Origin of the sequence: Cutibacterium avidum 44067, from assembly GCF_000367205.1 — a bacterium.
Taxonomy (GTDB): Bacteria; Actinomycetota; Actinomycetes; order Propionibacteriales; family Propionibacteriaceae; genus Cutibacterium; species Cutibacterium avidum.
Window position 1 is genome coordinate 2,243,051 of the sequence record NC_021064.1, and the last position, 13,313, is coordinate 2,256,363.

The 13,313-nt window shown below is 62.8% G+C and carries 10 protein-coding genes; 4 read left to right on the forward strand and 6 right to left on the reverse strand.

Annotation, left to right across the window (positions count from 1 at the left end):
- Positions 1 to 56: 56 nt before the first annotated feature.
- A complete protein-coding gene (locus tag PALO_RS10265; protein WP_015583497.1) occupies positions 57 to 1,601 on the forward strand; it encodes a beta-N-acetylhexosaminidase in 1,545 nt (514 codons plus the stop codon).
- Here the strand turns inward: PALO_RS10265 and PALO_RS10270 are convergent.
- Genes PALO_RS10270 through PALO_RS10295 form a run of 6 tightly spaced genes read right to left on the reverse strand, consistent with a single transcriptional unit; the run spans position 1,585 to position 9,822 of the window.
- Positions 1,585 to 2,883 (reverse strand): glycoside hydrolase family 125 protein, encoded by a 1,299-nt coding sequence (locus PALO_RS10270; protein WP_015583498.1) that lies wholly within the window; start codon positions 2,881 to 2,883, stop codon positions 1,585 to 1,587. The genes PALO_RS10265 and PALO_RS10270 overlap by 17 nt on opposite strands.
- Complete coding sequence (locus PALO_RS10275; protein ID WP_015583499.1) at positions 2,880 to 3,524, reverse strand: HAD family hydrolase; 645 nt, start codon at positions 3,522 to 3,524, stop codon at positions 2,880 to 2,882. Before PALO_RS10275 ends, PALO_RS10270 begins: the two co-directional genes overlap by 4 nt.
- Complete coding sequence (locus PALO_RS10280) at positions 3,518 to 4,573, reverse strand: alkaline phosphatase family protein (protein ID WP_015583500.1); 1,056 nt, start codon at positions 4,571 to 4,573, stop codon at positions 3,518 to 3,520. The genes PALO_RS10275 and PALO_RS10280 overlap by 7 nt, the downstream gene beginning before the upstream one ends.
- Entirely contained in the window at positions 4,570 to 7,692 is a 3,123-nt protein-coding gene (locus PALO_RS10285; RefSeq protein WP_015583501.1) for an alpha-mannosidase, read from the reverse strand. The genes PALO_RS10280 and PALO_RS10285 overlap by 4 nt, the downstream gene beginning before the upstream one ends.
- Positions 7,685 to 9,073 carry a 6-phospho-beta-glucosidase gene (locus tag PALO_RS10290; protein ID WP_015583502.1) on the reverse strand — a complete coding sequence of 463 codons (1,389 nt, stop codon included), beginning with the start codon at positions 9,071 to 9,073 and terminating at the stop codon, positions 7,685 to 7,687. Before PALO_RS10290 ends, PALO_RS10285 begins: the two co-directional genes overlap by 8 nt.
- Positions 9,070 to 9,822 carry a DeoR/GlpR family DNA-binding transcription regulator gene (locus PALO_RS10295; RefSeq protein WP_036910077.1) on the reverse strand — a complete coding sequence of 251 codons (753 nt, stop codon included), beginning with the start codon at positions 9,820 to 9,822 and terminating at the stop codon, positions 9,070 to 9,072. The genes PALO_RS10290 and PALO_RS10295 overlap by 4 nt, the downstream gene beginning before the upstream one ends.
- Positions 9,823 to 10,175: 353 nt before the next feature.
- Between PALO_RS10295 and PALO_RS10300 the strand changes: the two genes are divergently transcribed.
- From PALO_RS10300 to PALO_RS10310, 3 genes are all read left to right on the forward strand, one after another.
- Positions 10,176 to 11,480 carry an ABC transporter substrate-binding protein gene (locus tag PALO_RS10300; RefSeq protein ID WP_015583504.1) on the forward strand — a complete coding sequence of 435 codons (1,305 nt, stop codon included), beginning with the start codon at positions 10,176 to 10,178 and terminating at the stop codon, positions 11,478 to 11,480.
- A 102-nt stretch (positions 11,481 to 11,582) separates the two neighbouring features.
- Positions 11,583 to 12,479 carry a carbohydrate ABC transporter permease gene (locus tag PALO_RS10305; RefSeq protein ID WP_021108154.1) on the forward strand — a complete coding sequence of 299 codons (897 nt, stop codon included), beginning with the start codon at positions 11,583 to 11,585 and terminating at the stop codon, positions 12,477 to 12,479.
- Complete coding sequence (locus PALO_RS10310; protein ID WP_023033261.1) at positions 12,476 to 13,300, forward strand: carbohydrate ABC transporter permease; 825 nt, start codon at positions 12,476 to 12,478, stop codon at positions 13,298 to 13,300. Before PALO_RS10305 ends, PALO_RS10310 begins: the two co-directional genes overlap by 4 nt.
- Positions 13,301 to 13,313 lie beyond the last annotated feature (13 nt).

Consider the following 13,313-nt stretch of genomic DNA (forward strand, 5'->3'; position numbering starts at 1 on the left):
AATCCCAGGTAATCTGTGGAGCACCCTATTGGCAGGCGATGCCACGAGGAGTAGAGATGCCCGTCCCCTCCAACGACACCCTGATTCGAGGCTTGTGTCCCCAGCCCCGCCACGTGCAGTTCACCGAGGGACGATTCCCCCTGCCAACCGTCCTCTCCTGGGCTGGCCCCGACGAGGTCACCGATGCTGTCACCACCCTTGCCGAGCGACTGGCCCCGGCATTGGACGTCGTGCGCGTAACGTCACACACCGACACCATTTCTCTCATCGTCACAGTGAATCCCGCCTTGGAGGCAGAGGGATACCGCATCGAGATCGACACGCAGATCCGCATCACCGCCGGCGACCCAAATGGCGCACGATGGGCGGTGCAGACCTTGCTGCAGCTACTCCCCCCGTGGGTCCACGGGCCCGGCCCGCTGGCCCGAGAACACCTGCACCTTCCGAAGGGTGTCATCGTCGACGCGCCACATTACAGTTGGCGAGGGGCGCACCTGGATGTCTCGCGGCATTTCATGCCCGCCTCGTTCATCACGCGCTTCCTGGATGTGCTGGCCATGCACAAGCTCAACCGGCTGCACCTACACCTCACCGACGACCAAGGATGGCGCCTGCCGGTACCGGGGTGGCCACGTCTGACCACGGTAGGGGCCTGGCGTCCGGGAACGGTACGAGGGCACCAACCACCACCCGACGACAACGATTGTGACGACGTCGCCGAGCATGATCACGTACCTCACGGAGGCGCCTACACCGTCGAGCAGCTGAGCGCCATCAACAAACGGGCAGGGCTGCTGGGTATCACGGTTGTGCCAGAAATTGACCTGCCGGGCCACACCGAATCGGTAGTGGCCGCCTATCCCGCGCTGGGCTGCGGAATACCACTGGATCACCCACGTACTGCTTTCGGGGTGTCGGAGCATCACATCAACCTGACCGACGATTCCTTGGGTTTCTGCCGCGATGCCTTAGACGCCGTGATGGAGATCTTCCCGGACTCACCAATCCACATCGGTGGTGACGAATGCCCCGGAAAGGAGTGGTTCGACCACCAGCAAACCCGGGCTCGGCTTACCGAACTGGGGATCACGACACCACACCAGGCCCAGGCTTGGTTCGAGCGGCAGATCTGTGATCACGTGGTCGCCGCAGGCCGTCAGATCATTGCCTGGGACGAGGTGTTAGAGGCCGGTGCCCCCAAGGAAGTGACGGTGATGGTGTGGCGAGACGCCGACGACATCTCCCGCGCCGTCGCCGCAGGCCACGACGTCATCGGCGCACCCGCCCGGCACACGTACCTGGATCACGGCATTGAAGCGGGTCCGGAGGCACCAGTGACGATAGCTGCCCCGATGACCATGGACGACGTCGCCGGGCTGCAGGATGTACTTGCCGCAGTGGACTCGCCACACCTGCTGGGTGGGCAATTCCAACTGTGGACTGAATACCTGCGCACCCCCGCCCAAGTCGAAGACGCCGCCTTCCCGCGCGGCACATCGATCGCCGAACAGCTGTGGACCGGCGATCCGGCTCGGCCGCAATCAGAGTTGGAGGCCCAGACCCGCCGACTCACCGCAATGGGGGTCAACTGGCACCGGTGATGGCGTCGATACCGGCCACCTTCATCATGAGCAGGCAAGCCATTGAGTTCGACCAACTGAACCACCCGCGCGTGAACCGAGTGGGGTCATGTGGATCGAAACTCTCGTGCGTCCAGCCAGTGCCACCATCGGTGGCGAGGATCGTCCTCAGACAGTCGCGCGCCTCAACGTCGTCCCCAGTGAGCCCCTGCACCGCCAAACCGATGTGCCAGATGTAGCCGTCGGGGCTGTGCGGGCTGCCAATGCCCCGTGCTGTCGGGCCGCTGAACAGGTAAGGGTTGGCCTCGCTGAGCACCCAGTTCCGGGTGGCCTGGTAGAGCGGATCGTCACGGGCAAGGTCGCTGGTCAGAGGCAGCGACAGCAGCGACGGCATGTTCGCGTCGTCCATCTCCACTACTGATCCGAGCCCGTCGACCTCGTACGCAAGGTGATCCGTCACGACGCCGAATTGCCTCACCCCGGCGTCGATGTCAGCGGCCAACCTCGCGGCGCATTCGGCAAGGCTCTCGTCGTCCCAGACACGACAGAATTCGCCAATCTGCCGCAACGCACGTATTGCCATGAACTGTGCCGGGATGTTGTATCCGTAGCGGCAGGCGTCATCGGAAGGCCGGAACCCGCTCCACGTCATCCCGGTGGGCGCTACCGGCCCGCCCGAGCCATCAGCGCCAAGGGTGTCGACGGGTTCGCTGGGGCGCACATGACGATAGGTGGAGCGGGTGGCATGGTCCTGTTCCAGGTTCCAGACCTCGACGATGCGTTGACACCCCTCGTGCACCGCACGGTTGAGGTGGTCCGGACGTCCCGTGGCCTGCCACAACCGCCATGCGAGATCGACGGGGAAGGCCAGCGAATCAACCTCGTACTTGCGCTCCCACAACTCATCGAGCAGATCAACATCGTCGGGGTCGAAATGTGCTCCGGTCGGACCAGAGTTAAAGGCGTTGGCGTAGGGGTCGACTCCGATGCAGTGCCACTGCCGAGCGACCACGTCGCCGATCTGACGGGACACCGCAGGCAGGTCGCACAGTGCCAGGAAGGGCCACAGCTGAGCTGAGGAGTCGCGCAACCACATGGCCGGAATGTCACCAGTGACGACGAAGACGCCGTGGTCGTCACGGGTCATGGTGCGAGTCCACGTGTCCGTCATCCAGGCCACGAATCGGCCCGCAGCCTGCCGACCCGATGCCTCATCAATGTGTTCGCTGACACTCGAACCGATCTGAGCACCGACCTCGTCCAGGCGCCGCTGCAGGGCGGGCGTCAACTCGCACGCCGTCATCGGTAGGGCTCCCATGAGGTCACGCGCTCATCATCCAACCCCGGGACCCACATGTCCCCCTGGCCCTTGAGTCGATCGCCGAGCGCGAGAACCCACGCCCCGGCAGCCTGTCCAGCACGCAACCCGAAGGCAGAGTCTTCGATGACGACACATCTGGCCGGGTCGACTCCCATCCGCCTCGCTGCTGCGAGGTAGGGGTCGGGGGCCGGCTTGCCGGCAGCGACGTCGTCGAACCCAAGGACGGTGTCGAAGAGGTCCAGCCAGCCTTGCGAGGCCAGTCCGTCACGCACGAGGCGGGTGGGGGAGTTGGAGGCCACCGCGATGGGCACGTTACCGGCCAGCCTCCTCACCAGACGGTCCGCCCCGGGCATCGGCTCCGTGTTGTCAGCCAGGCAGGCGTCCAGAAGGTCGACGAGACGCTCACTGGTGGCCTGCGGATCTGCCTGCGGGTGGTCACGCAGGTACAGCTCGACGACATCGTCAACGGTGCCCCCGTCAACGTCGGCGCTGACAGCGTCAGCCAGACAGCCGCCCCACAACCGTTCGGAGGCTGCACGCCATGCAGACAGGGTGTCGAGCAGGGTACCGTCCATGTCGAAGAGAACGCCGTCGACCTTCTCAGGCAAGTGCGTCGTCACCATTCAAAATCCATCTCTCTACTCGGGCCGACTGGCTTCACATCGCGCAAGACGCCGACATCGCTGGCGTCCATGTGACCAGGGTGCACTCCGATCGCCCTGAGCAACAGCGGCGTCAGTTCGTGGCTGCGAATGGGATCGGTACGAAGCAATGGATCGGGCAATGCCCCACCGATGTGGTGAGCTGCCAGGAAACTACGACGCACCTCAACCTCGTCCTCGCCGTGGCCTCCCTCGGGTTTGTGCCCGTGGTCGGTGGTGACGGCGACGAGCCATTGCTCGCCGAGCTGCTCGTGACGCTCTGCGACGGCCTTGACGAGGCGACGGGTGAGTTCATCGACGTGGCGCACGGCTTGGCGATACTGCTCGGAGTCCGCCCCGTAACTGTGCCCAGCGTGGTCCACCCCCTCGAAGTAGACGACGGCGGCGTCCGGCCCCTCGTGCAACAGGTGCCAGGCGGCCCACGACGCCACCTGCTCGTCAGCACGGTCAATCCCCTCGGACAGGTCGGGTCCGAAAAGCTGGTGCTGGCCGGTGCGTTGCTGGTCCACCCGCTGGTGAATGATCGGCCCAGGCCCGTAGGGGCTGACAAAAGCGTCCCACGTGGCTGCTGCGATGGTGCGCGCCGACGGGTTGGCAAAGAAGATCTGGGACAGGATGTCGGGGTGCCGGGCGAGGTCGTGGCCGACGAACTCGTTCCACCACACATTGCACTGCTCATGGGTGGCCCCGGTGAGGATCGTCGTCCAGCCGGGAGCCGAATCGGTGGGCGGAGTCATCCACATGGGGATGATCGTGCCCTGGGAACGGTCGTCACCTCGCACCAGGCGGGCGAGGGTGGGTGCCAGCCCGCTGGGGGCCTGGTCGACGGGCAGGGTGTGGTCGAGGGCTGGGGCGGGGTGCTCGGGAACCGGCTCGCCCTCACCCACCCCGCGCACGAATCGCGGGTCGGCCGGGTGATCGGGGTGGGCGAATCCGGGGTTGTGCTGCAGTGCCTCGGGTAGTGCCATGTCAAGGCGCATCCCATCGATACACACCAGAAGCAGTTTCATCGCTGACTCACTCTCAACGTCAAGATCTGGAAAGGACGCAGGGAGAGGTCAACCGCGCTCACGGCGATCGTCGGAAGCTGTTGGGTCGGGTCGCTCACGCGTTCCTCGAGCAAGTCCACCTCGCTGAGGTAACCGTCCCGGTCCAGTAGTAGACGCACCCGGCTGCGGGCACCGTTTGCTTCGTGCATCCGGATGACGAGATCACCAGACTCGTCGAAGGCCTGTTTGACGGAGTCGACGACGGCGAGCCCGCGTTCCGGTTCGATCCGGGCCATACTGGGCAGATTTAGCACGCCGTCTCGCACGTGGAGCGGCTGGTTGAGCCGCGCCGCCTCGACATGCGCCGACGCGACTGTGGCGTCAGTGAGCAGGCTGTAGACAAGGTGATGACTGCCCCGGTCGGGGTGGGGGTCTGGGTTCTGTGGCGAACGCAGCAAGGTAAGCCGGGCCATCACCCCCAGGGTAGATGTGTGCTCGTCTCCTCCCGCTGGGCTCACGTCATGGCCGTAAGTGGACTGGTTGGCCAACGCAACGGCGTATCCAGGTTCGCCCAGCAACATCCACTGCTGTCCACAGCTTTCAAAGTGGGCGTCATCCCATGACGTGTTGGCACCGATTGGTCGCTTGATATGACCGAACTGGATCTCGTCGACGCTGGTGTCAGCGGCCACGTCGAGCGGAAAGTCGACTTTGAGTACTCGGGCCTGCTCAGTCCAGTCGACGTCAAGGCTGAACTCGACCGCTCGGCTGTCGGCGTCAAGGGTGATGGCCTGAATGAAGCCGGACTCCCCGCGTTCAACTCGCACCGTGCTCCGCAGCGGGTCCTCGAGGACGTCCACCCCGGTGAGGTCATCCACCACAACAGCACTATGGCGGTACTGGTGCTGCAATTCCCATGCGTCGAAACAGTCGGGATAATCGGGGTGCAGGACGAGTCGGTTGGCGCGCTGCCCGGGCAGCAGGAGCTCGCGGTCGGCCACCAGGTCAACAACCGAGCTCACCAGTCCGTCGTGCGTGTCGATGCACACCTCGACCAGTCCGTTGGACATTCGGATCGAGTCGAGCTCCCGCTCCACCCGTACCGGGTGCTCAGGGTCAACCACCGCATCGGTGAGCGGCTGCGCCGCCATGGCTGACACCTGTACGAGTGTGGACCGACCGTCAACGGTGACAACCTCGCGTCGGTCACTGTGGGATGGATTGATCAGACTCGCCCCGGGGATCTCGCCTCCAGACGCCTGTGACAGTGTCTGCCAGGCCTCATCCATGAGCTGATCCAACTCAGCACGAATAGCGGTGAACTCGGCGATGGCCTCCTGATTCACCCACGCGATCGACGAGCCGGGCAGGATGTCATGGAACTGCAGCAACAGCGTACGTCGCCATAGCTGTTCCAACTGCTCGTGCGGGTAGGGATGACCGAGGCGAGCTGCCGCGGCGGCTAACCACTCGGCGGCGGTGAGAGCCTCCTCGGCGCGTCGGTTGCCGTCCTTGAGGGCATGGACAGAGGTGTAGACGCCCCGGTGGAACTCCAAGTACATCTCGCCGCGCCACACTGGCGCCTGGGGGTAGTCATCGCGAGCTTGGGCGAAGTAGTCGTCAGGTGAGCCCAACCGAACCTGAGGCGCGTCCTCCACATTGGCGAATCGGTGGACGCGTTCCACCTGCTCAGCTGTGGGCCCCCCACCGCCATCGCCATACCCGAATGGCAGGATCGAGCGTCGCGCCACACCTTTCTCTTTGAAGTTCGCCTCAGCCTTCTTGACCTCGTCGGCACTGACGATGGAGTCGTAACAATCCACCGGCGGGAAGTGCGTCCAGATACGAGTCCCATCGATGCCCTCCCACCAGAATGTGTGGTGGGGCAAGGTGTTGGCCGTGTTCCAGCTGAGTTTTTGGGTGAAGAACCAGTTCATGCCAGCCAGTCGGGCGATCTGGGGCAACGCACCGGTGTAGCCGAAGGAATCCGGTAGCCACAGGCAGTCCGGGCGTACCCCGAGCTGTTCACGCATCCAACGCAGACCACTGGTGAATTGACGCACCAATGATTCCCCCGAGGGCAGGTTGGTGTCGGATTCCACCCACATGCCACCCACCGGGTGCCACTGGCCACGTTCAATGGCGTCCCTGACGCGCTCGAAGAGTTCTGGCGAGGAGTCCTGAAGCCAGGCGTAGTGCTGGGCGCTGGTGCAAGCGAAGTGGAAGTCGGGATATTCCTCGGCCAGTGACACGACGTTGGAGAAGGTACGCACTACCTTGCGGCGGGTCTCACGCAACGGCCATAGCCATGCCGAGTCGATGTGCGCGTGTCCGATCGCCGTCATCTGTTGAGCCGATGAGTTCGCCCCCGAGCCAAGGTACCCGGCAAGGGTTTCTCGCGCCTGTCGGGCACCGGCGAGGATGCCATGGCGATCGACCTCGTCGGCAGCCTGCTCCAAACCGTGAAGCAACTGGGCGCGGTGGGTGGAGTCGGACGGCAGCTGGCGCATGAGCCCATCGAGGACATCAATGTCGAGCCACAGGTCCCACACCTCCTTGCGACGCACCGAGAGTTCCGCTCCCCTGAACTGCCACAGCGGTTCATCGCCTGCCGTGCGACGATCCCCCAGCTCAGTGGGTCCGCCCAGATGCAAGGTCATGTCGGGGTTACCAGCGGCCTCCACCCACAGCTCGACGCCCCCATCGGTCCCGATGAGCGGCTCACCCTCGTCAGCGAATCGTTGGGCCAGCGCCCCGTGGTTGAGTGCAACCCTATGGTTGCGTGGGTTGAGGGCTTTGAGGGGGCGTCCCGAAGAGGTGTACACCATGGCTTCGGACTGGTTTCCGGCCCAGTCGCCGACGAATCCGAGGTCCATCGAGAGGTCGATCTCGTCGCCGGCGTGGCCTTCGGGCAGAGTGCCGGTGACGTGGAGCCACCAGGTACTCCATGGCGCACCCCACCAGGTTCCAGGCGGGAACGGACGGTAGTTGGCGACGACGGCTTCCTCGAAACTCACCGGTTCGCCGGGAGCTTGCCAGGCCGTCACGTCCAGTGGACAGATCTTCTGGGTGATTTCTCGTTCGAGACGCTCTTTGAGGTGACCAATGCGGTCTTGGGTGAGCTCGGTGTGATCATGCATCGTCATCCACAAGGTAGTCCAGGCCGTCGAAGGCATCGGCGAAATCATTGAGAAGCTGCTCGGCAACGTACACGGAGTCAACTAATGGGTGGTGGCTCAGGGCCAGCAACGCGGCGGTGCGGCTGTGGTTGACAGCGGCATCGATAGTGCGTTGCTCGACGTACTTGGCGTTGATGACGAGCCCGCGAGCATGGTCGGGCAGCGCCGGTGCAGGAAGTCGGTGAATCCCGGAACCGTCCACTCGACACGGGATTTCCACGACGGCGTCGTCCGGCAGGTCGGGGAGAGCCCCCCGGTTCGCAACGTTGAGGATGAGTTCAGCGGGCACGTCGTTGGCGATGGCGTGCATGATCGCAAGGGCGACCTTGTCGTATCCACCAGTTTCCAGATCGGCCTCGTCGCGCTCGAACTCCCCCGAGACCTCGCGATTGGTGGCCATGTACGTTTCTTCGCGCTCGAGGCGAGTGGCCTCCCACAGTCCGGCGACATCGTCAGTGTGTTGGGCCTTGGTGTAGAAGCGCCGCTGCTGGGCTTCCAGAAACGCCCCGCGCGGAGCCTCGGCGTTCTGATCGACGGAGAGGTCGTCGCGAGAATAGTAGTAATAGTGCAGGTACTCGTTGGGTACGGCGCCCAAGGCTTGCACCAGATCAGGACCGAAAAGCCGACCTTCCTCAAAACTCCCGATGAGGTCGGGGCGCTCCATCAGACGCGGCAGGACGTCGATGCCGTCGACCTCCAAGCTGGTGAGCCAGCCCAGGTGATTGAGCCCGCTGTATCCGATGTGGACGCGTCCATCAGCATCGAACAGGGAACCCAGGTCAGCCGGTGCCAGCCCGGCATTCTGCAAGGTGGAGAGGGCGCGACGGGCCAAGCCGACCGGGGAGTCACAGATACCGACCACTTGGTCTCCAAGGCGGTGCTGCATGACCTCGGTCATCACCCCGGCAGGATTAGTGAAGTTGATGACCTTGGCATGGGGGGCGTATCGCGTTATCTGCTCGACGAGGTCGAGCACCACCGGGATACCCCGCAAGGCATATGAGATACCGCCAGCCCCGACAGTCTCCTGGCCGATGACACCGCGCGCCAGACACATCGACTCGTCCAAGGCGCGTCCACGCGTTCCGGCGACGCGAATGGCCGAAAAGATGAAGTCGGTTCCCGCTAAGGCAGTGGGTAGGTCAGTGGTCGCCACGACGGACGGCGCGTTAGGCAGGCCGGGGGCCAGCTGGGACAACACTGTTTCGATGACACCTAGTCGGAGTGAGTCGGTGTCGTAAAGCCGCAGCTCGGTGACTCGTTGAGGTGAGTCGTCGCGAGCAAGGGCCTTGAATACCAGCGGAACGCGGAATCCCCCGCCACCGAGGATGGTGAGTTTCATACCGTGACGACCTCCATGCCTGTTGATTCGTAGTGGGCGTCGAGGTCCGGCGGCAGTGGCCCAGTCGTGATGACCCCACTGACGTCCTCGACAGTGAACGGGGAATGCGCCCCGACACCTGGGAATTTCTCGGAGTCGACGAGCAGGTAGCTTCGACTCGCTGCAGCGACAATCGCCTGTTTGATCTGAGCTTGGGAACGACTTGTGTCACGCACCCGCCCGTTGGCACTCACCCCGGAGCAGCCCAGGAAAGCTAGGTCGGCCTGATGATGAGTCAGCGCATCGGCGACGAACTGACCGTCAAAGCACTGGTATCGCTCCGACCACACTCCCCCAAGCACAACCACGGTGACGTCCGGGGCACTCCTGAGAGCTTCAAAGACGGGCAGGGAAGCAGTGAGGACGGTGACGGAGCGCTCGGTGAGCAGCCCGGACAGATGATGGACGGTGGTGCCGATGTCCATGATGATCGTGTCGCCGTCGTGGACAAGCTCGGCGGCCTTGCGGGCGATCGCAGCCTTGGCGCGAGTGCGGTAGTTCATCACGTCACCGAAATGATCGTCCACGTTCGTGACGAGTTGGATGCCTCCCCAAGAACGCTCGATGATGCCCTTGTTTTCCAGAGCGATGCAGTCACGCCGCGCTGTGGCCATGCTCACGTTCAGATTCCGAGCGATGTCGACGGTTCGCATGGCAGGTCGATCCCGGAGTAGTTCGACGATCGCGTCGTGACGAGCGGCCTTGAGCATGTGCCCATCGTACCGATCCAGGGTCGCCGATCTGCCGATTTTCGTCATTTCGATCAATTTGCACCATTCCGCCACCCGCCGGACGCTACAGTTATCTCACGGGTTGACCCCTTCCGGCCAGCTCAACCATATCCGAATCAAGCATTGACAAGGTTGTTTCCTGGATATCACCTACAGTTAACCTCAGGTGCACACAGTCGTGACACCCTGAACCACTGGCGGGTAAAAGAGCCCCCAACCCCCTTAGAAGGCGTTTTTACCATCGAGGGTCGGCTCGAGTCCCGCCTCCACAATGAACATTATTGAGCGATTTTGTCAGTGACGATTTCCGTTCAACCCCAAGGAGGGACCTCATGAATTTGTCGCGTCGTCACCTGCTCGCCGGCAGCTTTGCCGGACTGGGCGTGTTAGGAGTATCGGCATTGACCGGATGCTCCACTTCCACCGAGCCCTCGTCCGACAAGGGTTCCGGTGATGCCAAGAAGCTCGTCCTGTGGATCTGGCCGGAAGGATTCGACAAGCAGACGCTGGCTGCCGTCTCCAAGGCGCACTCGTCCTACAGCGTGCGTCAGGACATCATCGGCGGCGATTTCAAGCAAAAGCTCACCACGACGTTCACTGCTGGCTCCGGCCTGCCCGACATCACCGGCGTCAAGGGTGAGGACATCGCCTTCTTCCGCGACCACGCCAAGTACTTCGTCGACCTCAACACTCTGGGTGCCAAGGACCTCAAGCCCACCTTCCTGGATTGGAAGTGGGACCAGGCCTCCACCACCGACGGCAAGCAGCTCGGCATTCCTTCCGACATTGGCCCGACGGCCCTGTTCTATCGGGCCGACATCTTCGAGCAGGCCAAACTGCCCGCCGACCCCGACAAGCTCGCCGCCCAGATCACCAGCTGGGACGCCTACATCGAGCTCGGCACCAAGCTCCGGGCGGCCAAGGACAAGACTTACCTCGTGCGTAACTCGGCAGGCTTGTTCGACACGATCTGGCCGCAATCGGGCAAGGGATTCATTGACGAGAAGAAGACCTTCATCGGCGATCAGGACCACGTCCGCAAGGCCTGGGACATCACCGTCAAGGCGTTCGAGGCCGGCATCATCGCCGGAATCCAGTCCGACACGTCCGATTCCACCGCCGCCGTCAACGAGGGACGCCTACCCGCCGACTTCGGTGCCTCCTGGCACCTGGCCGACCTCATGGTTGACGCTCCCGAGACAAAGGGCAAGTGGCGAGTCTGTGCTCACCCCGGCCCGGCTATCAACCAGGGCGGCTCGTTCCTGTCCATCCCTGCTGGGGCATCCGATCCCAAGGCCTCGTTCGAAGCGATCCGCGAACTGCTCAGCGTGGAATCCCAGGTGCGCGAGTACGTCCACAACGGCAACTTCCCCGTGTCTCCGAAGGCCTACGATGATCCGAAGGTGTCCGGGCCAGTGGAGTTTCTCGGTGGGCAGCATGCCGCGAAGGTCTTCGGAAAGGCTGCTGAGTCGGTACGTCCGATCTACGAAGATTCGCACTCCGATGCCGTGTCCGCTCCGTTCCGGGCCCAGTTGGAGCAGGTCGAATCGTCGCACAAGAACCCGGAGACCGCCTGGAACGACGCCGTCTCCGAGGCCAAACGGATCGCCAAACAGCTCCATCTCACCGTCAAGTGAGGCAGCTTTCCGAGTGAGTTCTGTGACGAGATGAATTCTGCGAACACCGCCGTTGAAACCGCGCCCACGGGAGAGCTGCGTCACTCTTCCGTGGGCCGACGGATGCGCAAAGCGTTGCCGATATATGCCGCCCTGAGTCCGTATTTCTTCTTCTTCCTCATCTTCGCGGCTGTACCGATGATCTTCACCCTGCTGCTCGCGTTCACCGACTGGTCAGGGTTGGGCAGCGCGAACTTCGTCGGTCTGGAGAATTTCAAGTACCTGGTCAGCGACCACCTGTTCTACAAGTCGCTGGGCAACACGCTCATTCTGTGGGCGATGGGCACGATCCCGACGCTCATCATCGCCACGATCGTCGCCCTCATGCTGAACAAGACGATGCGGTTCTCCACGACATATCGGGTCATCTACCTCGTGCCGAACATTACGTCGATGGTGGCAATGGGCATTCTGTTCAGCTCGATCTTCGCCAGCCAGTTCGGGCTCGCAAACGCTATCCGCAACATGCTCGGCCAGTCGAACATCGCCTGGTTGCAAAGCGAATGGGGCATCAAGATCGCGATCTCGTCGCTGACGGTGTGGTCATTCGTCGGGTATAACGCTCTGCTCATCCTCGCCGGACTGCAAGCTATCGACAAGAGTCAGTACGAGGCAGCCGCCATCGACGGGGCGAACGGGTGGCGCACATTCTTCCACGTCACTTTGCCGCAGCTTCGAGCCATCGTCCTGTTCATCACCCTCATGTCGACGATCGGTTCGTTGCAGAGCTTCACCGAAGCCCAGGTGATCACCAGCTCCGGATCCACCGGGGCAGCCTCTGCGGGTGGGGTGAACAACTCTGGTCTCACGATGGTGCTCTATTTCTACTCGGTGGCTTTCCAGGAGAACCGGTACGGCTACGGCGCGACAATCGCCTGGGGAGTGTTTGTCGTCGTGCTGTTCTTCTCGATCATCAACTGGCTCGTCACCCGCGAGCATGATCGCGAGGTGGCGCGATGAGACGGCATGTGGGTACGGCCCTGAGGCACATCTTCCTCGCCTTGGGCGGGCTGGTTTCGCTGTTCCCGTTCTATTGGATGTTCGTGCTGGCCAGCCAGCCTTCCTCGGTGATCTACAAGTACCCGCCAGTGCTCACCCCTGGCGACCGTCTGGGCGAAAACGTCCACACCATCACTGACAAGATCAACATCTGGGCGGCCATGACCAACACAGCCCTGGTGGCGGTGACGGTGTCGGTGCTCGTGCTGCTCATCTCCTCACTGGCAGCCTTCGCCTTCGCCAAGTTCAATTTTCCCGGTAGGAAAGTGCTCTTCGCTGTAGTCCTGGCGACCTTCCTGTTGCCCACCCAGCTAGCGACGATCCCGCAGTTCGTCCTCATGAGCAAGATTGGGTGGGTGGGCGATCTCAAGGCCGTCATCGTGCCTTCCCTGGCAAGTTCGTTCGGAGTGTTTTGGCTGCGCCAGTACGCCACCAACGCCATCCCGAAGGAACTCATGGAAGCAGCGACCCTCGATGGCTGCGGGTTCTGGCGCCAGTACGCGCACGTGTGCGTGCCCATCATCCGTCCTGCCATGGCATTCCTAGGGATCTTCACCTTTATCGGCTCATGGAACGACTTCATGTGGCCCCTCATCGTCCTCAACGATCCCAGCAAACTGACTTTGCAGGTGGCATTGAGCCAGCTCAAAACAGCACACGGCACCGACTACGGCATGCTCATGGCCTCCTCGCTCATCGCCGTCGTCCCGCTGTTGCTCGTGTTTGCCGTCGGCGCCAAGCAACTCATCGCCGGTATTTCGGAGGGAGCAGTCAAGAGCTGAACCGCATCGAAAC